Raw genomic sequence first — 26,266 nt, 5'->3', positions numbered from 1 at the left:
TGTTTAAAGTTGAGTTACTATGCGCGCATAGTAGTTGCGAAGATACAAATTATACCTTTTTATAATTAAAAATTAAAAATGCGTGTCCAAATGTGTTTTAAATGATGAATGTAAATATCGCTTAGGATTATCGTGGGCTATTTTATAAAACAATTCTTCTCCTATATATGAGCGTAAATTTTGATGCAGAGATTTTTCGGTTGTTTTTTGAGCAACTACATAATAATCTGTTCCATATAGAATTTTGTGTGAAACCTTTGAGTCATGCAATAAAAACTTTAGCATAGGGAATAAGTCTTCATTAAATAAAATAAAACTTACATCTGCATAGACATTTTCATACTTAATCATTAAGTCATAAATAACCGAAAGCCAACTTGCATTCCACCAAATGGTACGCTTACTCTTATGATTTAATGTGTTTTTCACTCTATTATAATGCTCCACAGAAGCGTGGCTTATATTTTTATTATAGTTATTCCAGCCATCTACTTCGTATTTATACCATTCTTTACTGCCGCCAAAATGCGCCAAACAAATTTTAAGTTTACTTAAATCACATTCGTACCCTAAATAAGAAGAAAGTAGCTCTTTGTCTAACAAGCAATGATAGTTAAGTGGGTGTGTAAAATTGGTTGTCCATTGATAGTTACCTGTCTGTGGTAAAGGAATAGGTTGTGGGTTTTTGGTTCCTTTTTTATTATACTTTAAAATAGGATGCTCATTCCATTTGTCTTCTTTTTTGCCACGATAGAAAACAGTCCCTTCAATACAATGTGTCATAATAGGGATTTGATGTTCTTGCGCAAAAAGGTAACTTTTAATTAAATCTTTGTCAAAAGGATAGTAGCCTAAAGCGGGGTATAGCTTTATACCAGAAAAAATCCCTTTGCTTATTTCAGACTTTACGCGGTATTGAAAGTTTTCGAAGCCATTTTTGTTTGTGGTTTCTTTAATCCTTCTTGGATCAATAAATATAAAAGGAAGTAAATCTGGATTTGTTTTTGTAACTTTTTTAAGTCCTTCAAGTTGTTGTAAGTAAGGTGTTTGTGCTTTTCCAGCTTCCATATAGTCCATATCCATAGAAAGGACTACAAACTTTGTATTCTGAGCATAGGTTTTTTCTAACAAATCATAAATTCTACCTTGGGTTTTATACTGAAGGGAATACCGACCAAGCGTCATAAAACGGTCTCTAATTTGTTTAAATTCTTTACTGAATAAAAACTCAACCCGTAAGATATTTGTTATTACGTTAAAACACCATTTTAAGACAAGTGCTACAATTGCATATACCCAATATAAAACGATTGTCCATTTGCAAAACCGAAGAATTCCAAATTTAATTTTTTTAAGGCTATGCCTAAATTTTTTATACTTATAACTTCCTCTGCTTGTAAGAGTAGAGTAATACCATTTTACCAACTTTATGGTTAAAACCTTTGCTAAAAAACTAGGAACAAACGTTCTAGCAAACTCATTAGGCACATGGTCTATAGTAAATATATGTGTGTGGCAGTTATATATAGTTTTATCTTGTAATGCCATTTCTTATTTAATAATAGGTACACTTTCTTGTAATAAGCGCCAGGTGTATCCTTTGTCTGATGTTTTATCCAAGTCAAAAACAGAGTAAAACCTAAGCATATTGTTAGGGTTATTTGGGTCTACTTCAATAGGTGTTGATACTTCATTAATATTGTCTTCATGAATAGCAAAACCATTGACTACTAAAACCCATTTACCGTTTTTAAACTGATACAAAAAGTACTTGTTGAAGATGGGATCTTTTAGCTTTGCTGTTACTAACAATAAGTCGCTCTCAAATTCTGGAAACCGAAGTGTTTCTATAGTTGCTCCATACGTTTCTTTAATAAGAATAGGTGGTGTGTAGTTGTTTTCAAAATGTATGGATGTGATTCCTTTATTTTTGTTTATTTTTTTTACAAAAGCGTAAAAAGAGGTTTCTTTATTAATATAGTTTCCAATTACAGCGCCGGGAGGTAATGTAGTTTCTTCAGAAATAATTACATCATTCGTGTTAGAGTTGGTTTCTGTAACTTCAGTATCCGCGCTATTAATAATATCTTTTGAAGTATTTGTTGTTTTTGAACCACATTTCAAAAAGAAAAATAGTATAAACCCTAATAAAAAAAGTCTCATTATATTTTAAAAGTAATTACGGGCATATTGGCGTGATTAACTAAATCTTCACTAATACTTCCGTTAAAAAAGTGCGCCAACCCTTTTCTACCGTGCGTACTCATGCCTATTAATTGCATTTTATTGTTTTTGGCAAAGTTGAGTATTCCTTTTTCAACACTTAGGTCGTTATAGATATGAAGCTCAGCGCTATTAGTTTTTGTTTTGTTTAAAAACTGATGCATAAGTTTGTTGGCGTCTTCAGAAGTTTTAAAGCCACTAGGCGTATTTACATGAAGTAAATTAAGAGTGGCGCCAATGGCTTCAGCAAAATCTCTAGCTTTTTTGAAACTTGGAATATTTTCATCTGAAAAATCTGAAGCATATACAAAATCATTCACCTCAAAATTTGGATGCTCGTTTTTAATCACCAAAACAGGTATGGAAGCTGTTCTTACAACTTTTTCTGCATTACTACCTATAAACATTTGCTTAAACCCGCTTGCGCCATGAGAACCCATAACGATAAGGTTTATGTCTTTTTCTTTAACAGTTTGATTTATGTCTTCGTAGATTTCACTATGGCCTACAGCAGTTTTAACAGCAACTTCTGCTAAGTAGGGTTTCTTTAATATTTCTTCAAACTTTTCCTCTGCAAGTTTTACAAATGCGAGGGACTCTGGCATAGGCCCTCTTTTTGCAGTTTCATTAATGTGTGTAGGTAGATTAAGGGAATGTTCAAGATAAATTTCACTACTATTTCTCTTGGCAATTTGAGCAGCAACTTTTAATGCGTTTTCTGCTTGAGGGGAAAAATCTGTTGGTACTAAAATGCGATCCATAAGTGTTTGGTTTGATTAAAATAAAGTAGCATTAAGGTACGAAAAATAAATCGCTGTGCAACAGTTTTTTTTATCCTAAAAAATGTGATATATTTGCACCGAATTTAAGACGCACAAAGGGAGGGGACGAAAAGTCCCCTCTTTTTATAGCCAAAAAGTAATGCAGGAAAAGGTAGAAAATTTGCTTTCTAAAGCGCTAAAAGAACACCCATCACTTTTTTTGATTGATTTAAGTATTACTGAAACCAATCAAATTAGAGTAACCATAGATGGAGATAAAGGTGTTAAAGTAGAAGATTGCATAGCAATTAGTAGAGCTATTGAGCATAACCTAGATAGAGAGGAGCAAGACTTTTCTTTAGAGGTTATGTCTGCTGGGGTTTCAGAGCCTTTAGTGCTTTCTAGACAATACAAAAAAAATGTAGGGAGAAAGCTTAAAGTAAAGACTGAAGCAGGTAAAACTGTAGAAGGAGAGTTGACCAATGTAGATGAAGAGGCGGTTACCCTTAAATGGAAAACAAGAGAACCCAAACCTGTAGGTAAAGGAAAAGTAACAGTACAAAAAGAAGCTGTTTTACCTTATAAAGAGATTGTAGAAGCAAAAGTTATGGTAACATTTAATTAGAAGAATGACATGGAAAATTTAGCGTTAATCGATTCTTTTTCAGAATTTAAAGACGATAAGCAAATTGACAGAGTAACGCTTATGGCGATACTGGAAGAAGTTTTTAGAAGTGCCCTAAAGAAAAAATATGGTAGTGATGATAACTTTGATATAATTGTAAACCCAGACAAGGGAGATTTAGAGATTTGGAGAAATCGTGTTGTTGTTGCAGATGGCGAGGTAGAGGAACCTAACGAAGAAATCTCATTATCAGAAGCCCGTAAAATAGAAGATGACTTTGAGGTTGGAGAAGATGTTTCTGAAGAAGTAAAGTTAATAGATTTAGGACGTCGTTCTATTTTAGCGTTACGCCAAAATCTAATTTCAAAAATACATGAACACGATAATACTATAATTTATAAGCAGTTTAAGGATATGGAAGGTGATATTTACACCGCAGAGGTGCATCACATTCGCCATAGAGCTGTCATATTATTAGATGATGAAGGGAACGAAATTATTTTACCAAAAGACAAGCAAATTCCTTCAGATTTTTTCAGAAAAGGAGATAACGTAAGAGGAGTTATTGAGTCGGTTGAGCTTAAAGGAAACAAGCCAACAATTATTATGTCTCGTGCTAATCCATTGTTCTTAGAAAAACTATTTGAGCAAGAAATTCCTGAAGTTTTTGATGGACTAATAAATGTAAAAAAAGTAGTTCGTATTCCTGGAGAAAAAGCAAAAGTAGCGGTTGATTCTTATGATGATCGTATTGATCCTGTTGGAGCATGTGTTGGGATGAAAGGGTCTAGAATTCATGGGATTGTTCGTGAACTAGGTAACGAGAATATTGACGTAATAAACTATACTAATAATTTACAGTTGTTTATTACAAGAGCATTAAGCCCAGCAAGAGTAACTTCAATAAAAATAAATGAAGAGACAAAACGTGCAGAGGTTATTTTAAAGCCAGAAGAAGTGTCTAAAGCAATTGGTCGTGGAGGTCATAACATTAGACTAGCAGGGCAACTTACTGGATATGAAATTGATGTATTAAGAGAAGGAGCAGAAGAAGATGTTGAATTAAGAGAATTCTCTGATGAAATAGAAGAATGGATTATTGACGAATTCAAAAAAATAGGACTAGACACCGCAAAAAGTGTTTTAGAACATGATATTAGCGACTTGGTAAAACGAACAGACCTCGAAGAGGAAACAGTTGTTGAGGTTGTTAATATCCTTAAAGAAGAATTTGAAGAGTAGTTAGTATAATAGCTACCTTTAACATATATTACAATAAAGAAAATAGAGAAGCATTTTATGGCTGAAGCAAAAAAAATGAGGCTTAACAAAGTATTGCGTGAGTTTAATATCTCGCTGGATCGTGCCGTGGAATTTTTAAGTTCCAAAGGTTTCGAGATAGAAGCGCGCCCTACTACCAAAATTTCTAACGAAGAGTACCAAGTACTTTTTGACGAATTTCAAACCGATAAGTCTAAAAAAATTGAGTCCAAAGAAGTTGGGGAAGAAAAACGTAAGGAAAAAGAAGAACTTCGTTTGGAGCGTGAGCGTGAGCTAGAAGAAAAACAGCAACGTGAAGCAAACAAAGTAGTTAAAGCTGAAGCCAAACTAGACGGTCCAAAACAGGTTGGTAAAATAGATCTTGACGCTAAAAAGCCTTCTAAAGAAACTAAGGAAGAAACTAAGGAAGAAACTTCTAAAGAAGAAAAAGAAGTAGAGAAGGAAGAACCGGTAGCTAAAAAAGAAGCTCCTAAGAAAGAAGTAAAGAAAGAGGCTAAGGCTGCAAAACCAAAAAAGAAAGCTGAAGAGCCTAAAGAAGAACCTAAAAAAGAAGAAAAGCCAGTTGCTAAAGCTTCTCCAAAAGAAAGCTCAGAGGAGCCTAAAGAAGAAACTAAGGCAGAAAGTGATATTGTTGAAACCAATTATAAAAAACTAGATGGCCCTAATTTTACAGGTAAAAAAATTGATTTAACTCAGTTTAAAAAACCTGAAAAGAAGAAAACAGAAAAGAAAGACACTAAGAAACCTGAACGTAAAAGTAGAAGACGCCGTATAAGTAAAGGTCCTGTAAAAGGAAATGCTGGCGGAAACAATTACAGAGGTCAAAACAAAGGAAGAGGGCGCTCAAATGTTCCTAAGGAAGAGCCTAGTGAAGAAGAAGTACAAAAGCAAGTACGTGAAACTCTAGAGAAACTGCAAGGTAAATCTAGTAAAGGTAAAGGAGCAAAATATCGTAGAGAGAAACGAGATAGTCACCGTCAAAAAACAGAGGATGAACTTGCACAACAGGAAGCAGCTAGTAAGCTACTTAAAGTTACAGAGTTTGTTACTGTAAGTGAGGTTGCAACTATGATGAATGTTCCCGTGACCGATATTATTTCGGCATGTATGTCGCTAGGAATGATGGTTACGATGAACCAACGTCTTGATGCTGAAACACTCTCGATTGTTGCAGATGAGTTTGGATATGAAGTAGAGTTTGTAACAGCAGACATTGAAGAGTCTATACAAGTAGAAGAAGATAACCCAGAAGACTTAGAGGCAAGAGCACCTATCGTAACTGTTATGGGGCACGTAGATCATGGTAAAACATCTTTACTGGATCATATTCGTGAAGAGAATGTAATTGCTGGAGAATCGGGAGGAATCACACAGCACATTGGCGCCTATGGTGTAGAGTTAGAAAATGGTCAAAAAATTGCCTTCTTAGATACACCTGGTCACGAAGCCTTTACGGCGATGCGTGCTAGAGGAGCACAAGTAACAGACTTAGCAATTATTGTAGTGGCTGCAGATGATGATATTATGCCACAAACAAAAGAAGCAATCTCGCATGCTCAAGCTGCAGGAGTACCTATTGTTTTTGCAATTAATAAAATAGATAAGCCTACAGCAAATCCAGACAAAATTAAAGAAGGTTTAGCAAGTATGAATCTTCTTGTTGAGGACTGGGGAGGTAAAATCCAATCGCATGATATCTCTGCAAAGACAGGACAAGGAGTAAATGAGTTACTTGAAAAAGTATTACTTGAAGCAGAATTATTAGAGCTTAAAGCTAATCCAGATAAGTTAGCGACAGGTACTGTTGTAGAAGCTTTCTTAGACAAAGGTCGTGGGTATGTTTCCACAATATTAGTACAAGGAGGAACTTTAAAGATTGGGGATTATGTATTAGCTGGTCAGCATAGTGGTAAAGTAAAAGCAATGCACGATGAGCGAGGAAAGAAAATTAAAAAAGCTGGCCCTTCAACTCCTGTTTCTATTTTAGGATTGGATGGGGCACCACAAGCAGGAGATAAGTTTAATGTGTTTAACGATGAGCGTGAAGCAAAAGATATTGCAAGTCGCCGTACACAATTACAACGTGAACAATCTGTAAGAACACAACGACATATTACCCTTGATGAAATTGGACGACGTATTGCACTTGGAGAATTTAAAGAATTAAACATTATTCTTAAAGGAGACGTGGATGGATCTGTTGAGGCATTAACAGATAGTTTCCAAAAACTTTCTACTGAAGAAATTCAAGTAAATATAATTCACAAAGCAGTTGGACCTATTACAGAAAGTGATGTGTTATTGGCTTCAGCTTCAGATGCAGTTATTATTGGATTTAACGTACGCCCAATGGGGAATGCTCGTCAAATAGCAGATAAAGAAGAAATTGACATCAGAACATACTCAATTATCTATGATGCAATTAACGACCTTAAAGATGCAATGGAAGGAATGTTGTCTCCTGAAATGAAAGAAGAGGTAACAGGTACTGCAGAAATTAGAGAAACTTTTAAAATCTCTAAAATTGGAACTATTGCAGGTTGTATGGTGATGAGTGGTAAGATCTTTAGAAACTCTGGAATCCGTCTTATACGAGAGGGAGTCGTAGTATTTACAGGAGAGTTAGAATCGCTTAAACGATTTAAAGATGATGTAAAAGAAGTCTCTAAAGGATATGATTGTGGTATACAAATTAAAAACTATAATGATATACAAGAAGGTGATATTATTGAAGCCTTCCAAGAAGTAGCTGTTAAGAAAAAACTGAAATAAGGTTTTAGTTTTTCAATAAAAGAAAGCAGTAAAAAGCCTTCAATTTATATAAATTGAAGGCTTTTTTATTTATAATATTTTCGTCAATTCGAATGGTTTAAATTTCCATTTTGAACTGTATTGAGAATAAATCTATACTGAAATTTTAATCTAGCTAGAATTACTTATTGGGCTTTAAAATAAATGCAGAAGAAAAATTATCCTGTATTTCTACAAGTGCTCTATCTGCTTCAAGTCGTGTTGCAAAACTACCAACCCAAACCTTGTAATTAGGCGTTTCATATTCTATAGAAGCAGGCCAAGCACCGTAAATGCCTCTGTATTTTCTTATTACGCTATTGGCTTTATTTAACTCACCATAATACAATTGGATTGTGTATCCATCAGTCAATTTATTATCCTTCTCTAAAGATTTTTTGAGTGTTAATAGTTTTGGGATTTTTGAATCCTGATTTATTGTAACACTTCCTTCTTGTGCATCAGCAGTATGAGTTGTGACTAATAGTAAAAAACTGATTATTAGTAAATTAAAAACGTTTCTAAACTTCATAAAAATAGCTTTGTGTTGCAAATGTAAATGATAATAACTTTTAAACAGGTAAATTTATTATTTAGAACTAATATAAATTAGCGATTAACACTTTATTAGCATTTCTAAAATCGATTGTATGCCGTACTTTTGTGCTGTTATTTGAGGCATGTGTTTTTTGCTGTTTTTATATAGCATTTTGTAACTAATTACATGCCAAAACTATGGACAATAATTAACCATTAGTATGAAAAAGGTAATTTACCGAAATCTATCCACAAAGCTGCCATATCTATTATTGGCATTAGTACTCACTTTTTCAACTACCTCTTTTGCGCAGGACGCAACAGAAACACCAGCCGAAGAAACTGCACCAGCAACTAGTAATGGTGGAGATGCTGCTGTTGGAGAGAAACTTTTTAAAGCAAACTGTGCTGCTTGTCATAAGCTATATAAGAGAGCTACTGGTCCTGCTTTATTTGGTGTAGGCGACAAATATGAAAAAGAATGGCTTTATAAATGGATAAAAAATAGTTCAGAGCTTATAGCTAGTGGAGATGCACGTGCAAATGCCATTTTTGAAGAATATAATAAGTCTGTTATGCAGGCTTTCCCTGCGTTGACTAATGAGGATATAGATAATATAATTGCATATACCTATACCGCTAAGCCTGAACCTGCAGTAGCAACTGTTGATGGTGAGGGCGGAACTGATGGTGGTTCAGGTGTTTCGAGCAATATTATTCTTGGAGGTCTTGCGGTAATCTTTGCTTTACTTGTAATTATGTTGTTCTTAGTAAATGGAACACTTAAAAAGATTGCTGCTGCTAATGGTGTTGAGTATGCTCCTAAAGAGAAAAGAACGCCTATCTGGAAGGCTTTTGTGGAAAATCAATTTATGGTATTCGTGACAGCAATTTTCTTATTACTTGCTTCAGGATATTTCATGTATGGGTATTTTATGCAAGTGGGTGTAGACCAAGGGTATGCTCCAGTACAGCCTATTCATTATTCGCATAGAATTCACGCTGGCTTAAATCAAATAGACTGTAAGTACTGTCACTCTTCAGCAAGAAAGAGTAAGCATTCAGGTATTCCTTCTCTTAATGTTTGTATGAACTGTCACAAAAACATTGCGGAGGTTTCTGAAGATACCTACGCAGAAGGACAAAACGAATACGGTGTAGATTACAATAAAGAAATTAAAAAGTTATATGAGGCAGTTGGTTGGGATGAAACAACACAATCTTACACAGGAGAAGAAAAACCTGTAAAGTGGGTGCGTATTCATAACTTACCTGACTTTGCATACTTTAATCATTCACAACACGTAACTGTTGCAGGGGTTGAATGTCAGAAATGTCACGGTCCTGTAGAAGAAATGGAGATTATGTATCAGTATTCTCCGCTTACAATGGGATGGTGTATAAACTGTCACAGAGAGACTAATGTAAATTTACAAGGAAACGATTACTACAAGAAAATCCATGATGAGCTTTCTAAGAAATATGGAGTGGATCAATTAACAGCTGCTCAAATGGGTGGACTGGAATGTGGTAAATGTCACTATTAATAATTAGATTTTTCTTCTTCAGTTTTTCTGAAGAACAATAAATAAAAGATAACAAGTACTATATACTATGGCATCAAACAAGAAATACTGGAAAAGTGTTGAAGAGCTAAACGAAAACAGCTCTATTGTTGAGACGCTACAACAAAATGAGTTTGTAGAACCCATCCCAACAGATGAATTTTTGGGCGATAAAGAAACGTTAGAGGCGTCTTCTACAACACGTCGTGATTTCTTAAAATATGTTGGTTTTACAACTGCAGCAGCTGCGGCAGCTGCCTGTGAAGGGCCGGTAATCAAATCGATTCCTTACGTTGTTGCACCAGATGAGATTGTTCCAGGAGTAGCTAATTATTATGCTTCAACGATAGCAGATGGTTTTGATTTTGCTAATGTACTTGTAAAAACTAGAGAAGGGCGTCCTATTAAAATAGAACGCAACGATTTATCAAAAACTGGAGGAGTAAATGCTCGTGTGCATGCCTCTGTACTTTCGTTATACGATAATAATAGATTAAAAGCGCCATTAGTAGATGGTGCTGAAGTTACTTGGGAAGAGTTTGATACTAAAGTAGCTCAAAAAATGAATGAGATGACTGGAAAGGATATTGTGTTATTAACACAAACCTTTGCGAGTCCTTCTACTTCAAAACTTATTAAAGAATTTACTGCTAAGTATCCAAATGTTCGTCATGTGGTTTACGATACAGTATCTTCTTCTGAAGCCTTAGAGGCCTTTCAATCTACATACGGAGTTCGCGGATTAGCAGATTACGATTTTTCAAAAGCTGAAGTAATTGTATCTGTTGGTGCAGATTTCTTAGGAGATTGGCAAGGTGGTGGTTATGAAGGTGGTTATGCCAAAGGAAGAGTTCCTAAAAAAGGTAAAATGTCTCGTCATGTTCAGTTTGAGGCAAATATGACATTAAGTGGTGCAAATGCAGATAAGCGTGTGCCAGTAACACCAAGTCAACAACTTCAAATTGTAAAAGCGTTAACCGGAAATGGAAGTACTTCGGGTCTTTCAGAAAAAGTAGCCGAGGCTGTAAATAATGCAAAGGCGCAACTTAGAAATGCAGGTGCTAACGGAGTACTTGTAACGGGTTGCCCAGATGTTTCCGTTCAAAAAATGGTGCTAGCTTACAATCAAGGAGTTGCAAGTAAGGCCATGGATGCTGCAAAACCTAGAATGACACGCCAAGGAAATGCTGCACAAGTTGCAAGTGTAATGAACGGTATTCTTTCTGGTACCGTAAAAGGTATTATTACTGTTGGTGTTGACCCAGTTTATTCATTCCCTGCAAAGGGTCTTAAAGAAGCTTACAAGAATCTTGAAATGTCAATGGCATTTTCAATGAAGAAAGATGCTACGGCAAGTGTTTCTCAATTAGTTGCCGCAACCCCACATTACCTAGAATCTTGGGGTGATGCTCAAATCAAGAAAGGTACATTTAGTTTAATGCAACCTACAATCCGTCCATTATTTAATACAAGACAATTTCAAGATAGCTTGCTGCAATGGACAGGAAATTCAAAAAAATATTACGATTACATTAAAGAAACTTGGAGTACAGTTTTAGGAGGTGCTTCATGGAATAAAACATTAGAAGCTGGAGTTTTTGAAAGTACTGCAGATGTCTCTGTAGAAGAAGTAACCGCTTCTGGAGAAGATAGTATGGAAAGCATGACATCTAATGGTGCTTTTGCTGCTACTTCGCAAAATGGAGGATTAGAACTTACCTTATATACCAAGACTGGTTTAGGAGATGGGCAACAAGCTAATAACCCTTGGCTACAAGAATTGCCAGATCCTATTACAAGAACTACTTGGGATAACTATCTTACAATCTCTAAGGCAGATGCAGAAGCATATGGTTTAGAAAACTATAACGTTGCTAATGGTGCTTTAAATGGTAGTAAGGTACACGTTAAGATGGGAGATGTTACTATTGAGAATGTTCCTGTTTTAATTCAGCCAGGGCAAGCAAAAGGTTCGGTTGGTTTAGCATTAGGATATGGTAAAACTGCTGCGATTCAAGAACAAATGCAAACAGGTGTTAATGCATATGCGTTGTATCAAAACTTTTCTTCGGTACAAAATGTAAGCATTGAAAAAGCTTCTGGTGCAGATCATGAGTTTGCTTGTATTCAATTACAAAACACAATGATGGGTCGTGATATTATTCGCGAAACAACATTAGAAATATTTAATACAAAAGATGTTGAGCATTGGAACCCAATGCCAATGGTATCTAAAGATCATCAAGAAATTCCTGTAACTTCAGAAGATGCAGATTTATGGGAACCTTTTGACCGTTCTGTAGGACATCACTTTAACTTATCTATAGATTTAAATGCTTGTACTGGATGTGGTGCATGTGTAATTGCATGTAACGCTGAAAATAATGTGCCTGTTGTAGGTAAGCAAGAGATGCGTAAGAGTAGAAATATGCATTGGTTACGTATTGATAGATACTATTCATCTGAAGACTCTTTTGATAGTGACCTTGCTAAAAAAGAAGGTTTCTCTGGATTAACTGGAGATAATGGTTCATTAGGAGGTTTTGGAGAATTAGAAGATCCTGCAGCAAATCCGCAGGTGGCGTTCCAGCCAGTAATGTGTCAGCATTGTAATCATGCTCCTTGTGAAACTGTTTGTCCAGTTGCGGCAACATCACATGGACGTCAAGGTCAGAACCACATGGCGTATAACCGTTGTGTAGGTACACGTTATTGTGCAAATAACTGTCCTTATAAAGTAAGACGTTTTAACTGGTTCTTGTATAATGAGAATGATGAGTTTGACTACCATATGAACAATGACCTTGGTAGAATGGTACTTAACCCAGATGTTGTAGTACGTTCTCGTGGAGTTATGGAAAAGTGTTCTATGTGTATCCAGATGACTCAGAAAACTATTCTTGATGCTAAGAGAGACGGGAGAGCCGTAAAACCAAACGAATTTAAAACAGCGTGTTCTGCTGCTTGTGATAGTGGAGCATTAGTTTTTGGAGATATAAACGATCACGATAGTGATATATATACTTCAAAGAATGATAATAGAATGTATCACTTACTTGAAGCGGTAGGTACAGAACCAAATGTATTCTACAAGACCAAAGTGAGAAATACTAAAGAAGTTTAAACTAACTAAGAAATAGTAAATAAAGATATGGCGTCGCATTACGAAGCACCTATTAGAAGACCCTTAGTTTTAGGAGATAAAAACTACCACGATGTAACTGTGGATGTTGCTGCTCCTGTAGAAGGAAAAGCTAATAAATCATGGTGGATTGTTTTTTCAATTTCACTTATTGCCTTTTTATGGGGATTGGGTTGTATAATTTATACTATCTCAACAGGTATTGGTACTTGGGGACTTAATCCAACTGTAGGTTGGGCTTGGGATATTACCAACTTTGTATGGTGGGTAGGTATTGGTCACGCAGGAACATTAATTTCGGCTGTACTACTACTTTTCCGTCAAAAATGGAGAATGGCAATTAACCGCTCTGCAGAGGCGATGACTATCTTCTCTGTAATACAAGCAGGTTTATTTCCAATTATTCACATGGGTCGTCCTTGGTTAGCATATTGGGTATTACCTATTCCTAATCAATTTGGTTCTTTATGGGTAAACTTTAATTCACCATTACTTTGGGATGTATTTGCAATTTCTACTTATTTATCTGTTTCTTTAGTATTCTGGTGGACAGGTTTATTACCAGATTTTGCAATGATTCGTGATAGAGCAATTACACCATTTACAAAAAGAGTATATAGTATATTATCATTTGGATGGAGTGGGCGTGCAAAAGATTGGCAACGTTTTGAAGAAGTTTCTCTGGTATTAGCTGGATTGGCAACACCTCTTGTACTATCTGTACATACTATTGTATCTTTTGACTTTGCTACTTCTGTTATACCAGGATGGCACACCACAATTTTCCCTCCATACTTCGTTGCTGGGGCGATTTTCTCTGGTTTTGCCATGGTAAACACCTTATTAATAATTATGCGTAAGGTTTCTAATCTAGAAGCTTATATCACAATACAGCATATTGAATTAATGAACATTGTAATTATGATTACAGGTTCTATAGTTGGTGTGGCATATATTACTGAGCTATTTATTGCTTGGTATTCTGGTGTTGAGTACGAACAATATGCATTTTTAAATAGAGCAACAGGACCTTATTGGTGGGCTTATTGGGCAATGATGACATGTAATGTATTCTCTCCACAATTTATGTGGTTCCCAAAATTGAGAAGAAGTATTATGTTCTCTTTCTTTATCTCTATAGTTGTAAATATAGGAATGTGGTTTGAGCGTTTTGTGATTATAGTAACTTCACTACACCGTGACTACTTGCCATCTTCTTGGACAATGTTCTCTCCAACTTTTGTAGATATTGGAATCTTTATTGGAACAATTGGATTCTTCTTTGTGTTGTTCTTACTTTATGCTAGAACATTCCCTGTAATTGCACAGGCAGAGGTAAAGTCTATCTTGAAGTCCTCTGGAAGTAAATACAAAAAATTGAGAGCAGAAAAAGGTGATGATGCAAAGCATTATGATGAAGTTGCAAAAACTGGAAGTGCTCCTAAAGTTGAGGCTTCAGAAGAAGAGACTAAAGAAAATTTAAATCAGCTTCTTAGTACTATGGGTACGTTTGATGCTGCTACACAACAAGCAGATGATTTAAAGAAAATTAGTGGGGTGGGTCCTGTGATGGAACAAAAACTAAATCAATTAGGTATTTACACTTTTGATCAAGTAAGTAAAATGACCGATAAAGAATACGATTTACTGGACAGTATCATTAATGAATTCCCAGGAAGAGCAAAACGTGATGACTGGGCTGGACAGGCATCTAAACTTAAAAATAACTAAGAATATGGCTTCGAAAGTGGTTCACGCTATATACAACGATGATGATATCTTAATGCAGGCTGTAAAGCAGGTAAAAGATGAGCGTTATCATATTGAAGAGGTGTATACTCCTTTTCCTGTACACGGGCTAGATAAAGTAATGGGCTTAGCACCTACTCGTATAGCAATTTGTTCATTCATGTATGGATTGGTTGGGCTTACTGTTGCAATCACTATGATGAATTTTATAATGATTGAAGACTGGCCGCAAAACATTGGTGGTAAACCAAGTTTTAGCTACATAGAAAATATGCCAGCTTTTGTACCTATCATGTTTGAGCTCACAGTATTTTTTGCAGCACACTTAATGGTAATTACCTTCTATATGAGAAGTAAATTATGGCCATTCAAGAAAGCAGAAAACCCAGATGTTCGTACTACAGATGACCATTTCTTAATGGCTATAGACGCAGGAAGTCATGATGTGGAAAAACTAAGTAAGTTTTTATACGATACAGGAGCCTTGGAAATTAGTTTAATTGATAAAGAAGACGACCATTAATATGAGAAAACTATTAAATATAGGCGTTTGTTTACTAGCTGTATTGGCTTTGGTTTCTTGTCAAAATGATAATAGACCTAATTACCAATATATGCCAAATATGTATGAACCAATTGGGTATGAAACCTATGGTGAATATGAAGTGTTTCCTGGAAACCAAGAAGCATTACTTCCTGTAGAAGGAACCATACCAAGAGGATGGCAACCATACGATTATGAAAATACAACGGCAGGATTAGAACTTGCAAGAGCAGAATTAAAAAATCCTCTACCAGTAACTGAAGAGAATCTTGCAGAAGGAGCTGCCCTATATACAATATATTGTGCGGTTTGTCATGGAGATAAAGGAGATGGTCAAGGAATATTAATGAAGCGTGAAAAATTCTTAGGGATACCAAGTTATGCAGACCCAGGAAGAAATATTACCGAAGGTAGTATTTATCACGTGCAGATGTATGGTCTTAATTCGATGGGATCTTATGCATCTCAAACCAATGAAGAAGAACGCTGGCAAATTACACAACACGTAATGAACCTAAAAGCAACACTAAAAGGAGAGCCGTTATTGGAGCCAGTTGCTGGAAGTGATTCATTAGCTGGAGAAAATGCTATAGTTGAAACAATGCTTGATGATATTCATGAAGGAGACCAAAATCAAGATGAAGAAGAGGATAACAACGAAGAAGACCAAGAATAAACAATATTAAAAGAGAATAGCTAAGATATGTATACGCTACCTAGTAAATTAAGACTTTTTTCAATCATATTTATTGTGATTGGTGCATTACTATTCGGAATGGGTTACATGAGTACTCCTTCTACTACTGCAGAAGTTAAAGAAATGATGGCGGCTCACCATGATGATGGTCATGGAGGTGAAACGCATGATTCATCTCATGATACCAAATCAACAGATCAACATGAAGAAACTGCAACTAGTCATGGTGAAGGAAGTCACGATAGTGAAGAAGCACATTTAGAGCATACATTACATCAAATGCAAAACAGACCTTGGTCTGCATTATACATTGCATCGTTCTTTTTCTTTATGATTGCACTTGGAACTTTAGCCTTTTATGCAATACAGCATGCTGCACAAGCAGGTTGGTCTCCTGTGCTCTTTAGAGTTATGGAAGGGATAACAGCCTATTTACCATGGGCATCGGCAATTATAATCATATTACTATTACTTTCAGTATTTCATGTAAATCATATATTCCACTGGATGGATCCAGAATTAATAGATCCAAATAGTGATCATTACGATAAACTTATTGATGGTAAAAAAGGATGGTTAAACTCTACTGGATTCCTTATCAGAGCTGTAATTTACTTATTAGGGTTTAACTTATACCGTCATTTTTCAAGAAAATGGCAACAAAATCATGACAATGCAGAAGATAACCGTTGGTTTAAAAGAAACTTTAAACTTTCAGCTGGATTCTTAGTATTCTTTATATATACAGAGTCTATGATGTCGTGGGATTGGATTATGAGCTTTGATCCACATTGGTTCTCAACTCTTTTTGGATGGTATGTATTTGCAGGGATGATGGTATGCGCAGTAACAGTTATTGCAATGGTTACAATTGTATTAAAGGCGCAAGGGTATCTTGAGTATGTTAACGACAGCCATATTCATGACTTAGCTAAGTTCATGTTTGGGTTCAGTATTTTCTGGACATATTTATGGTTCTCACAATTTATGTTGATATGGTATTCTAATATCCCAGAAGAGGTAACATACTTTGTAACTAGAATTGAAGATTACAACTTACCATTTTTCGGTATGCTAGCAATGAACTTTATATTCCCAGTATTATTGTTAATGAATAGTGACTACAAACGTGTTAATTGGTTTGTAATTTTAACTGGAATTGTAATATTAGCTGGGCACTATATAGACGTGTTTAACATGGTAATGCCTGGAACTGTTGGTAAGTCTTGGTTTATAGGACTTCCAGAAATAGGATCATTACTTTTCTTCTTTGGATTATTTGTATTAATTGTGTTTACAGCATTAACAAAAGCACCATTACTAGCGAAGCGCAATCCATTTATTAAGGAGAGTAAGCATTTTCATTATTAATTAATTTGAATAGAGACAGATAACGATGACCGCATTTTTAATTGTATTAGTAATTATTCTTTTTGTAGTTGCAGTTTGGCAATTGAATAAAATTTTTCAGATGTCAAAACCTGCTGAAACTGATACTTCAGAAGTTGCTAATGATACCGATAATAATATTAATGGTTGGTTAATGCTAATGCTAGCATTCTTTACCTACGGATTAATTATAGTTTGTTTTATTAAATGGGGCGATGTATTGCTTCCAGAAGCTGCTTCAGAACATGGTTCTGGTATAGACAGTTTAATGCTTATTACTTGGATAGTTATTTTTATTGTAGGTATCATAACACTTTGGTTGTTAAGTTATTTTGCATTCAAATACAGAGGAGAAAAAGGAAAGAGAGCTACTTTTTATGCTGACAATGATAAGCTAGAATTTATTTGGACTATTATTCCAGTAATTGTATTAGCAGGATTAATTATCTACGGTCTTTTCACTTGGACAGATATTATGAATGTTGATATGGAAGACGACCCAATGGTGGTTGAATTATACGCCTATCAATTTGATTGGAGAGCAAGATATAGTGGAGATGATAATACCTTAGGTGAAGCCAACGTCCGTCTTATCGAAGGCGTTAATCAACTAGGAGTTGATGCAGCAGATCCTAATGCTCAAGATGACATTGTAGTAAATGAATTGCATTTACCTGTAGGAAGAAAAATTATCTTTAAAATGCGTTCTCAAGATGTGTTGCACTCTGCCTATATGCCACATTTTAGAGCACAAATGAATTGTGTTCCAGGAATGATTACCCAATTCTCTTTTACGCCTATTACTACTACTGAAGAGATGCGTAATAATCAAGATATTATAGACAAAGTAGCTAAGATTAACGAATTACGTAGAGAGAAAAGCATAGATTTAGTAAAAGAAGGAGATGAAGCATTAGAACCTTACGAGTTTGACTATATGCTTTTATGTAATAAAATTTGTGGTGCTAGTCACTACAATATGCAGATGAAGATTATTGTTGAAACACAAGAAGAGTACGACAAGTGGATTGCTGAACAACCAACCATTGCCGAACAACTTAAAAAATAATAAAAAGCTAAGAAAAGAGATATGTCAGCACACGCACACGAACACGCAGTAGATCATCATGATGATCACGGACATCATCATAAAGAAACTTTTATAACTAAATATATATTTAGTCAAGATCATAAAATGATTTCCAAGCAATACCTTATTACAGGATTGTTTATGGGTATCATTGGTATTGCAATGTCACTTTTATTTAGATTGCAATTAGCTTGGCCTGATAAAGAGTTTACTATTTATGAAGTATTACTTGGTAAATGGGGTGAAGGTGGTGTTATGGATCCTAATGTATACTTAGCATTAGTTACTATCCATGGTACTATTATGGTATTCTTTGTATTAACTGCTGGTTTAAGTGGTACATTTAGTAACCTATTAATTCCATTACAAATTGGAGCAAGAGATATGGCATCTGGATTCCTTAACATGGTTTCTTACTGGTTGTTTTTTATCTCTAGTGTGATTATGGTATTGTCGCTTTTTGTTGAAGCAGGACCTGCTTCAGCTGGTTGGACTATTTACCCTCCATTAAGTGCCTTGCCACAAGCCATTCCCGGCTCAGGAGCAGGGATGACATTATGGTTAGTTTCTATGGCAATCTTTATTGCATCCTCATTATTAGGATCGCTTAACTATATTGTTACAGTAATTAACTTAAGAACAAAAGGAATGTCTATGACGCGTCTTCCATTAACGATTTGGGCGTTCTTTGTAACAGCAATTATTGGTGTTGTTTCTTTTCCAGTATTATTATCTGCTGCTTTAATGCTAATAATGGATAGAAGTTTTGGAACTTCTTTCTTCCTGTCAGATATTTACATTGCAGGAGAAGTATTACACAATCAAGGAGGTTCACCAGTATTATTTGAACACCTATTCTGGTTCCTTGGACACCCTGAAGTATATATTGTAATCTTACCTGCGATGGGTATGGTTTCAGAAATTATGGCAGTAAACTCAAGGAAGCCTATCTTTGGTTATCGTGCTATGGTAGCTTCTATACTTGCAATTGCATTTTTATCTACCATTGTATGGGGTCACCATATGTTTATTTCTGGAATGAATCCATTCTTAGGTTCTGTATTTACATTTACAACCCTATTAATTGCAATTCCATCTGCGGTAAAATCATTTAACTGGATAACCACACTCTGGAAAGGTAACTTGCAGATGAATACAGGTATGCTATTCTCTATTGGATTTGTTTCTACCTTTATTACAGGCGGATTAACAGGAATTATTTTAGGAGATAGTGCTTTAGATATTAACGTACATGATACGTATTTTGTAGTAGCTCACTTCCACCTGGTAATGGGTATCTCTGCATTATATGGTTTATTTGCTGGAGTATATCATTGGTTCCCAAAAATGTTCCAAGGGAGAATGTTAAACAAAAATCTTGGATACGTCCATTTCTGGGTAACTATTATAGGTGCTTACGGAGTATTCTTCCCAATGCACTTTATTGGAATGGCTGGATTACCAAGACGTTATTATACCAATACAGCATTCCCATACTTTGATGATTTAGCAGATGTAAATGTAGTAATCTCAATATTTGCATTTATTACAGCAGCAGCACAACTAGTGTTCTTGTATAACTTTATACATTCTATTTTCCACGGAAAGAAAGGGCCAAAAAACCCTTGGAATGCTACTACTTTAGAATGGACTGCAGAAGTAAAACATATTCATGGTAACTGGGATGGACCTATTCCTCATGTATATCGTTGGTCTTATGATTATAGTAAATTAAATAAAGACGAAAGTGATTACGTGATTCCGGGTCAAGACTTTGTTCCACAACATATTCCATTACAGGACAATGAAGAAGAATTAAATCACTAAGAAATTTAGAAACCCTTTCAAATCGAAAGGGTTTTTTTATATTTGATACTACCGAAGATTATTTCTTAAGATTTCAGAAAACTAATTTCAATTCCTGCTTTTGCAGGAAGTAATATGAACGAAAATTTAGACCCTTCCGAAGAACACTTAACTCCTCAAGATATTGAAATTGAGAAAAAATTACGACCTCTCACTTTTGATGATTTTACAGGGCAGGATCAAGCATTAGAAAATCTTCAAGTTTTTGTACAAGCTGCAAACTTAAGAGGAGAAGCCTTAGATCATACGTTGTTTCATGGGCCTCCGGGATTAGGAAAAACAACATTAGCTCATATTCTTGCCAACGAACTTTCAGTAGGCATTAAAGTAACCTCTGGACCAGTATTAGATAAACCAGGAGATTTAGCTGGATTACTAACCAATCTTGAAGAAAGAGATGTACTATTTATTGATGAAATACATAGGTTAAGCCCCATTGTAGAAGAGTATTTGTACTCTGCAATGGAAGATTATAAGATTGATATTATGATAGAATCTGGGCCAAATGCTCGTACTGTCCAAATTAATCTTGCACCTTTTACACTAGTAGGAGCTACTACTCGTTCTGGTTTATTAACAGCTCCTATGCGAGCTCGTTTTGGAATTGCTTCAAGGCTTCAATATTATACTACCCAGTTACTTACAACTATCGTTCAGCGTAGTGCTTCTATTTTAGATGTTCCTATTACTATGGAGGCAGCTATAGAAATAGCTGGTAGGAGTAGAGGGACACCTCGAATCGCTAATGCACTATTAAGACGTGTTAGAGACTTTGCTCAAATTAAAGGAGACGGCACAATTGATATTGAAATATCCAAGTTTGCATTAAAAGCGTTACATGTAGACGCTCATGGCTTAGATGAAATGGATAATAAGATACTAACTACTATTATTGAAAAATTTAAAGGAGGTCCAGTTGGGATTACAACCCTTGCTACTGCAGTATCTGAAAGTGCCGAAACCATAGAAGAAGTCTACGAACCTTTTTTGATTCAACAAGGATTTATTATGCGTACGCCTAGAGGACGTGAAGTAACCGAAGCTGCATATAAGCATCTTGGCAAATTAAAAGGACCAACACAAGGTGGGTTGTTTTAAACCTTAGGCTTATTATTTAACTCTATTATTAGTTTGATAAGTGAATAAATCAAAAAACACTCAGCTCATTAAAACCGAAGCTAACCGCTTGGGTTTTTTGTCTTGTGGTATTAGTAAAGCAGATTTTCTTGAAGAAGAAGCTCCTAGGCTAGAAAAATGGCTCAATAAAAATATGCATGGAGAGATGAGCTACATGGAAAATCATTTTGACAAACGCCTAGACCCCACAAAACTAGTTGAAGGATCAAAGAGTGTGGTTTCTTTATTACTTAACTACTTCCCTACAGAAGAACAAAGAAATGACAGCTACAAAATCTCCAAATATGCCTATGGTACAGACTACCACTTTGTTATTAAAGACAAATTAAAAAACTTACTCAATTATATACAAGAAGAGATTGGTAATGTTCATGGTCGTGCTTTTGTAGATTCTGCGCCCGTTTTAGACAAAGCTTGGGCTGCAAAGAGTGGGTTAGGATGGATGGGTAAACACAGCAACTTGTTAACTAAGCAAGTAGGTTCTTTTTACTTTATAGCAGAACTTATTATCGATCTCGAATTAGAATACGATACTCCTGTCACAGACCATTGTGGTGCTTGTACCGCCTGTATAGATGCTTGTCCAACACAAGCCATTGTAGAGCCCTATGTCGTAGATGGTAGCAAATGTATTAGTTACTTCACAATAGAGTTAAAAGATGCAATACCTACTCAAGTAAAAGGACAGTTTGACGACTGGATGTTTGGTTGTGATGTGTGTCAAGATGTATGTCCGTGGAATCGTTTTAGCACATCGCATAAGGAGCCTTTGTTTAATCCTAATCCCAAGCTATTAGAAATGTCCAAAAAAGATTGGGAAGAAATAACCGAAGAAGTGTTTGCAGAAATTTTTAAGAAAAGTGCTGTAAAACGAACTAAATTTTCTGGGCTAACAAGAAACATTAAGTTTTTAAAATAGAAAATTAAAAAGCTGTGCTCTCTCTTTTAATCAGTTGTACAGGGAGCTCTACTTTTTTATACTTTACTTCAATATTTTCTTTTTTATTCTTTATTTCTTTGTAAAGAAGTTTAAATGCTTTTTTACCCATTTTATAACCCGGTTGATCAATTGTAGTTAACGAAGGAGATATTACAGATGACATAAACCAATTACTAAATCCAACTATGGCAATATCTTTTGGTACTATGACACCTCTTTTGTTAAATTCAGAAATTGCTCCTACTGCAACTAAATCTGTATTTATAAATAGACCATCAACGTTACTATGCTCTTCTATTAATTGCTTAGCAAAATTTTTTCCCTCATCAAAACTCATGTCGTTACATACATATACAAGTGATGAGTCATATATTAAATTATTATCCTCCAAAGCCTTTTTATAGCCTAAAAATCTATCTATTGAATTTTGAGGTAATAGTGGACCTCTAAAATGAGCAATTCTTTTACATCCAATGTCAATTAAATGTTGTGTGGCTAAATATGCAGCTTTACGATCATTAATGATAACCTTTGAACAATTAACAAGTTTTGCAATTTTGTCAAACATTACAATAGGCTTATTTTGGTCAAGCACCTCGTTAAGATGCTCATAACGTACCGTTGAATTTGCAAGTGATATAAGTATTCCATCAACTTGTTTCCTCAGTAACAAATCAATTTGTTTTTTTTCAAGTTCAAAAGATTCATTAGACTGGAGAATGATTACCATATACCCATTTTTTTCTGCTTGTGAAATAATTCCTTTAATAACACTAGAAAAAAAATGGTGAACAACTTCAGGAATTATTAATCCTATAGTTTTAGATTCTCTAGTTCTAAGGTTTACGGCAAAAGAATTAGGCTTGTAGTTTAATGTTTTTGCAGTCTCTTTTACAAGTCTTTTTGTTTTTTTACTTACGTCTGGATAGTCCTTTAGAGCTTTTGAAACAGTAGTGATAGATATGTTTAAAATCTCTGCTATTTGCCTGAGTGTGACTGGTTTCATATAGAATAAACCTTTTAAATGTTAAAATTTAAATCTACGAAAACGTTTTCGATTAAATCGAAAACGTTTTCGTTAAAAAAAACATAATTTTTTTTTGATTCTCAATGTAAATTGTCAAAAATTAACCAGAATAATAATCATATTCTAAAAATAAGACCAACATGAATTTATTTAAAAGAAATGTTAGCATTTTATTTTTGATGCTATTTTTAGTTACTGCTAGTGGATTTGCACAATCTACAATTTCAGGGAAAATTAATGATGAGAGTGGGATTCCACTTTCTGGAGTTAATGTAGTTTTAGACGGCACTACCTATGGAGCTGTTTCAGACTTTGATGGGAACTATCAAATTCAAAATGTACCAGATGGAACATATGCGTTATCTGCAACATTTATAGGTTTCTCAAACTTTTCTCAAAGTGTAACAGTTAGTGGACAAGATGTTACAGTAAATTTTTCAATGTCTGAAGATGCAGAGTCTTTAGATCAAATACTATTAACGGGTGTTGCTAATCCAAGGTCAAAAATTGAGTCTAGTGTGTCTGTTACTACTATAAAGCCAGAGAATATTGAAAAATCTGCACCCAGAACTACTGCAGAAATTTTTAGAACAATACCAGGTATAAGATCTGAGTCTTCTGGTGGAGAAGGGAATTCAAATATTGCAGTTAGAGGTGTGCCAGTATCTTCTGGAGGTTCAAAATATGTGCAACTTCAAGAGGATGGACTGCCTGTACTATTATTTGGTGATATAGCTTTTGCTACAGCAGATATTTTTACTAGATATGATTCTAATATTGCTAGAATTGAAGCAATTCGTGGTGGATCTGCCTCTACATTATCATCAAACTCTCCTGGCGCAATAATAAATTTAATAAGTAAAACAGGAAAAAAAGAAGGTGGCTCTTTGGGAACATCTTTTGGAGTTGATTATAATACATTTAGAACAGATTTTGAATATGGTGCTCCAATAGGTGATGGATTTTATTTTCATATGGGTGGTTTTTTTAGAGTTGGAGAAGGCATAAGAGATGCTGGTTATACTGCTAATAAAGGAGGACAGTTTAAATTTAATTTAACTAAAGAGTTTGATAAGGGATATGTTAGGCTTTATGGAAAATACCTAAATGATAAGGCTATTGCTTACCTACCAAACCCAATACAAGTAACAGGAACAAATGATGATCCTGATTTTGAAGACCTTCCTAATTTTGATGCTAATTCGCAAACATTACACACACCTTTCTTATCTCAAAGTGTTGGGTTAGGTGAAAGTGGGGAGTTAAGAAGATCTAACGTGGCAGATGGAATGAACCCTGTTTCAACTTCAGTAGGAGTAGAGTTTATGTTTGAGCCATCTGAAGGTTGGAAAATTAAAAACAATGGGAGATTCTCCTTCAATAAAGGAGGTTTTAATTCTCCTTTCCCAGCATCAGTTGTAACAGCAAATGATTTCTTAGCAGGTGATTTTGCTACAGATAATGGATATTCATCTCTTACTTATGCAAATGATGGTTCTCCTGTTCCAGGAAGTGCAATTTTAGCTCCAACTGTACTTTTTGACACAGAGCTAAATAACTTTAACAACTTTATGAATGACCTTAGGCTGTCTAAATCGTTTGATAATATTGATGTTACTCTAGGATTTTTTAAATCTTACCAAAACGTATCTATGTCTTGGTTATGGAATTCTTACTTATTAGAAGCTTCTGGAGATAAGGCTCGTTTAATTAATGGTTTTGATGCTGCAGGAAATCCATTGTCTGTTAATGGTTTAATAGGGTATGGAGCAGCGTTATTTGGAAACTGTTGTCAAAGAGGATATGATACAAATTACAATGTATCTGCACCTTATGCAGATGTGTCTATTGATGCTACAGAGAATTTAAACTTTAATGCTAGTATTCGTTTTGACAACGGAAAAGTAGATGGGTCTTTTGCTGGACCTGTTACTTCATCTACAGATATAAACAACGATGGTGTTATTTCTTATCCAGAGCAAACGGCTCAAGCTATAGACCGCGCTAATCCAACAACTGTAGATTATGATTATGATTATGTTTCGTATTCTTTAGGTGCAAATTACAAATTACAAGATAATGAAGCAGTCTTTGCAAGATACAGTAGAGGCGCCTCTGCAAAAGCAGACCGTATCCTTTTTGCAGGATTAAACTACCTAGATGGAGATCAAATTAATGCATTAGATTTCATTAATCAAGCAGAACTGGGTTATAAAAGAGGTTTTGATAGAGGAGCTCTTTATGCAACTTTATTTTATGCTAAGACTATAGAAGAAGGAGGTTTTGAGGCAACAACTCAAAGTATAATTGAAAATGATTATAAGTCTTTTGGTGTCGAATTAGAAGGTACTTATACTATAAACGACTTAAACTTAAGAGGAGGTATTACTTATACTAAAGCTGAAATAGATAGTGGTGATAATGAAGGGAATACCCCTAGAAGGCAGCCAGATTTTATTTACAACTTTATACCTACTTATGTTTTTGGAAATAGCAAGCAACATAGTGTTGGGTTAAGCTTTATTGGTCAATCTAAAGCATTCGCTCAAGATTCTAATATGTTAGTTTTACCTGGATTTGTAATTGTAAATAGCTTTGTTAGTGTTGAAGTAACAAATAATTTATCTGCAAATTTATCTGCAAATAATGTATTTGATTCTTTAGGTATTACAGAGTCTGAAGAAGGAAGCATTGTTGAAGGACAAACAAACTTTTTAAGAGTTAGACCCGTACCAGGTCGTTCAATCTCATTAGGGTTGAATTATAAATTTTAATATATCTTAGAATCATATTAATATAGAATTTTTTATTAGATTGTTTTGTTAGTTATAAAGAGTCAATAGTTAATTTTATTATTGGCTCTTTTTATTTTTCGCTTATGCACCATACTAGACTAGTATAAC

19 protein-coding genes are annotated in these 26,266 nt (G+C 34.9%); 14 read left to right on the top strand and 5 right to left on the bottom strand.

All coding sequences use genetic code 11. The features are described 5' to 3' along the window. Positions 1-72: 72 nt before the first annotated feature. The 3 genes from RM538_RS04505 to RM538_RS04495 are packed head-to-tail and all read right to left on the bottom strand — an operon-like array spanning position 73 to position 2,984. Positions 73-1,548 carry an amidohydrolase family protein gene (locus RM538_RS04505; protein ID WP_311332211.1) on the bottom strand — a complete coding sequence of 492 codons (1,476 nt, stop codon included), beginning with the start codon at positions 1,546-1,548 and terminating at the stop codon, positions 73-75. A 3-nt stretch (positions 1,549-1,551) separates the two neighbouring features. Continuing rightward, entirely contained in the window at positions 1,552-2,163 is a 612-nt protein-coding gene (locus RM538_RS04500; protein ID WP_311332210.1) for a hypothetical protein, read from the bottom strand. Next, positions 2,163-2,984, bottom strand: coding sequence for a universal stress protein (locus RM538_RS04495; RefSeq protein ID WP_311332209.1), 822 nt, complete (start codon positions 2,982-2,984; stop codon positions 2,163-2,165). Before RM538_RS04495 ends, RM538_RS04500 begins: the two co-directional genes overlap by 1 nt. A gap of 160 nt (positions 2,985-3,144) precedes the next feature. Here RM538_RS04495 and rimP point away from each other — a divergent pair, with 160 nt between their 5' ends. From rimP to infB, 3 genes are read left to right on the top strand one after another with little or no spacing between them, the layout of a single operon-like run. Continuing rightward, positions 3,145-3,609 (top strand): ribosome assembly cofactor RimP, encoded by a 465-nt coding sequence (gene rimP, locus RM538_RS04490; RefSeq protein WP_311332208.1) that lies wholly within the window; start codon positions 3,145-3,147, stop codon positions 3,607-3,609. 9 nt (positions 3,610-3,618) lie between these two features. Further along, positions 3,619-4,851, top strand: coding sequence for a transcription termination factor NusA (gene nusA / locus RM538_RS04485; RefSeq protein ID WP_311332207.1), 1,233 nt, complete (start codon positions 3,619-3,621; stop codon positions 4,849-4,851). Between the two features lie 57 nt (positions 4,852-4,908). Further along, positions 4,909-7,662, top strand: a complete 2,754-nt coding sequence (gene infB / locus RM538_RS04480) for a translation initiation factor IF-2 (protein WP_311332206.1) — start codon at positions 4,909-4,911, stop codon at positions 7,660-7,662. Positions 7,663-7,822: 160 nt separating this feature from the next. Here the strand turns inward: infB and RM538_RS04475 are convergent, their stop codons facing one another. Then, complete coding sequence (locus tag RM538_RS04475; RefSeq protein WP_311332205.1) at positions 7,823-8,212, bottom strand: SPOR domain-containing protein; 390 nt, start codon at positions 8,210-8,212, stop codon at positions 7,823-7,825. Between the two features lie 226 nt (positions 8,213-8,438). Here RM538_RS04475 and RM538_RS04470 point away from each other — a divergent pair, with 226 nt between their 5' ends. The 10 genes from RM538_RS04470 to queG all read left to right on the top strand — a co-directional run bounded on the left by RM538_RS04470 (position 8,439) and on the right by queG (position 22,315). After that, positions 8,439-9,764, top strand: coding sequence for a c-type cytochrome (locus RM538_RS04470; protein ID WP_311332204.1), 1,326 nt, complete (start codon positions 8,439-8,441; stop codon positions 9,762-9,764). A gap of 67 nt (positions 9,765-9,831) precedes the next feature. Beyond that, a complete protein-coding gene (locus tag RM538_RS04465) occupies positions 9,832-12,906 on the top strand; it encodes a TAT-variant-translocated molybdopterin oxidoreductase (protein WP_311332203.1) in 3,075 nt (1,024 codons plus the stop codon). A gap of 27 nt (positions 12,907-12,933) precedes the next feature. Continuing rightward, positions 12,934-14,655: a helix-hairpin-helix domain-containing protein gene (locus tag RM538_RS04460; protein WP_311332202.1), complete on the top strand. Its 1,722-nt coding sequence runs from the start codon at positions 12,934-12,936 to the stop codon at positions 14,653-14,655. Between the two features lie 4 nt (positions 14,656-14,659). Further along, positions 14,660-15,196 carry a DUF3341 domain-containing protein gene (locus tag RM538_RS04455; RefSeq protein WP_311332201.1) on the top strand — a complete coding sequence of 179 codons (537 nt, stop codon included), beginning with the start codon at positions 14,660-14,662 and terminating at the stop codon, positions 15,194-15,196. A 1-nt stretch (position 15,197) separates the two neighbouring features. Beyond that, positions 15,198-15,893 (top strand): c-type cytochrome, encoded by a 696-nt coding sequence (locus RM538_RS04450; protein WP_311332200.1) that lies wholly within the window; start codon positions 15,198-15,200, stop codon positions 15,891-15,893. Between the two features lie 27 nt (positions 15,894-15,920). Beyond that, a complete protein-coding gene (locus RM538_RS04445; protein ID WP_311332199.1) occupies positions 15,921-17,285 on the top strand; it encodes a quinol:cytochrome C oxidoreductase in 1,365 nt (454 codons plus the stop codon). A gap of 25 nt (positions 17,286-17,310) precedes the next feature. Next, positions 17,311-18,372 carry a cytochrome c oxidase subunit II gene (locus tag RM538_RS04440; RefSeq protein WP_311332198.1) on the top strand — a complete coding sequence of 354 codons (1,062 nt, stop codon included), beginning with the start codon at positions 17,311-17,313 and terminating at the stop codon, positions 18,370-18,372. 21 nt (positions 18,373-18,393) lie between these two features. Beyond that, on the top strand, positions 18,394-20,220 hold the full coding sequence (locus tag RM538_RS04435; protein ID WP_311332197.1) for a cytochrome c oxidase subunit I: 1,827 nt from the start codon (positions 18,394-18,396) through the stop codon (positions 20,218-20,220). 114 nt (positions 20,221-20,334) lie between these two features. Beyond that, complete coding sequence (gene ruvB, locus RM538_RS04430) at positions 20,335-21,357, top strand: Holliday junction branch migration DNA helicase RuvB (protein ID WP_311332196.1); 1,023 nt, start codon at positions 20,335-20,337, stop codon at positions 21,355-21,357. A gap of 40 nt (positions 21,358-21,397) precedes the next feature. Continuing rightward, complete coding sequence (gene queG / locus RM538_RS04425; RefSeq protein WP_311332195.1) at positions 21,398-22,315, top strand: tRNA epoxyqueuosine(34) reductase QueG; 918 nt, start codon at positions 21,398-21,400, stop codon at positions 22,313-22,315. A gap of 4 nt (positions 22,316-22,319) precedes the next feature. Here the strand turns inward: queG and RM538_RS04420 are convergent, their stop codons facing one another. Then, complete coding sequence (locus RM538_RS04420) at positions 22,320-23,342, bottom strand: LacI family DNA-binding transcriptional regulator (RefSeq protein WP_311332194.1); 1,023 nt, start codon at positions 23,340-23,342, stop codon at positions 22,320-22,322. 161 nt (positions 23,343-23,503) lie between these two features. Here RM538_RS04420 and RM538_RS04415 point away from each other — a divergent pair, with 161 nt between their 5' ends. Next, positions 23,504-26,137, top strand: a complete 2,634-nt coding sequence (locus RM538_RS04415) for a TonB-dependent receptor domain-containing protein (RefSeq protein WP_311332193.1) — start codon at positions 23,504-23,506, stop codon at positions 26,135-26,137. Positions 26,138-26,266: the final 129 nt, after the last annotated feature.

Origin of the sequence: Patiriisocius hiemis (assembly GCF_031846325.1) — a bacterium.
Lineage (GTDB): Bacteria > Bacteroidota > Bacteroidia > Flavobacteriales > Flavobacteriaceae > Patiriisocius_A > Patiriisocius_A hiemis.
The sequence above is the reverse complement of the archived record's forward strand: the minus strand, read 5'-3'. Positions and strand labels throughout refer to the sequence as shown.

Bases quoted from the DNA above. Each gene is read 5' to 3' on its own strand.
- RM538_RS04475 (WP_311332205.1), bottom strand. From the start codon at position 8,212: ATGAAGTTTAGAAACGTTTTTAATTTACTAATAATCAGTTTTTTACTA.
- RM538_RS04505 (WP_311332211.1), bottom strand. From the start codon at position 1,548: ATGGCATTACAAGATAAAACTATATATAACTGCCACACACATATATTT.
- infB (WP_311332206.1), top strand. From the start codon at position 4,909: ATGGCTGAAGCAAAAAAAATGAGGCTTAACAAAGTATTGCGTGAGTTT.
- RM538_RS04495 (WP_311332209.1), bottom strand. From the start codon at position 2,984: ATGGATCGCATTTTAGTACCAACAGATTTTTCCCCTCAAGCAGAAAAC.
- RM538_RS04445 (WP_311332199.1), top strand. From the start codon at position 15,921: ATGTATACGCTACCTAGTAAATTAAGACTTTTTTCAATCATATTTATT.
- nusA (WP_311332207.1), top strand. From the start codon at position 3,619: ATGGAAAATTTAGCGTTAATCGATTCTTTTTCAGAATTTAAAGACGAT.
- RM538_RS04465 (WP_311332203.1), top strand. From the start codon at position 9,832: ATGGCATCAAACAAGAAATACTGGAAAAGTGTTGAAGAGCTAAACGAA.
- RM538_RS04455 (WP_311332201.1), top strand. From the start codon at position 14,660: ATGGCTTCGAAAGTGGTTCACGCTATATACAACGATGATGATATCTTA.
- RM538_RS04420 (WP_311332194.1), bottom strand. From the start codon at position 23,342: ATGAAACCAGTCACACTCAGGCAAATAGCAGAGATTTTAAACATATCT.
- RM538_RS04450 (WP_311332200.1), top strand. From the start codon at position 15,198: ATGAGAAAACTATTAAATATAGGCGTTTGTTTACTAGCTGTATTGGCT.
- ruvB (WP_311332196.1), top strand. From the start codon at position 20,335: ATGAACGAAAATTTAGACCCTTCCGAAGAACACTTAACTCCTCAAGAT.
- RM538_RS04415 (WP_311332193.1), top strand. From the start codon at position 23,504: ATGAATTTATTTAAAAGAAATGTTAGCATTTTATTTTTGATGCTATTT.
- RM538_RS04440 (WP_311332198.1), top strand. From the start codon at position 17,311: ATGACCGCATTTTTAATTGTATTAGTAATTATTCTTTTTGTAGTTGCA.
- RM538_RS04435 (WP_311332197.1), top strand. From the start codon at position 18,394: ATGTCAGCACACGCACACGAACACGCAGTAGATCATCATGATGATCAC.
- RM538_RS04460 (WP_311332202.1), top strand. From the start codon at position 12,934: ATGGCGTCGCATTACGAAGCACCTATTAGAAGACCCTTAGTTTTAGGA.
- RM538_RS04500 (WP_311332210.1), bottom strand. From the start codon at position 2,163: ATGAGACTTTTTTTATTAGGGTTTATACTATTTTTCTTTTTGAAATGT.
- rimP (WP_311332208.1), top strand. From the start codon at position 3,145: ATGCAGGAAAAGGTAGAAAATTTGCTTTCTAAAGCGCTAAAAGAACAC.
- RM538_RS04470 (WP_311332204.1), top strand. From the start codon at position 8,439: ATGAAAAAGGTAATTTACCGAAATCTATCCACAAAGCTGCCATATCTA.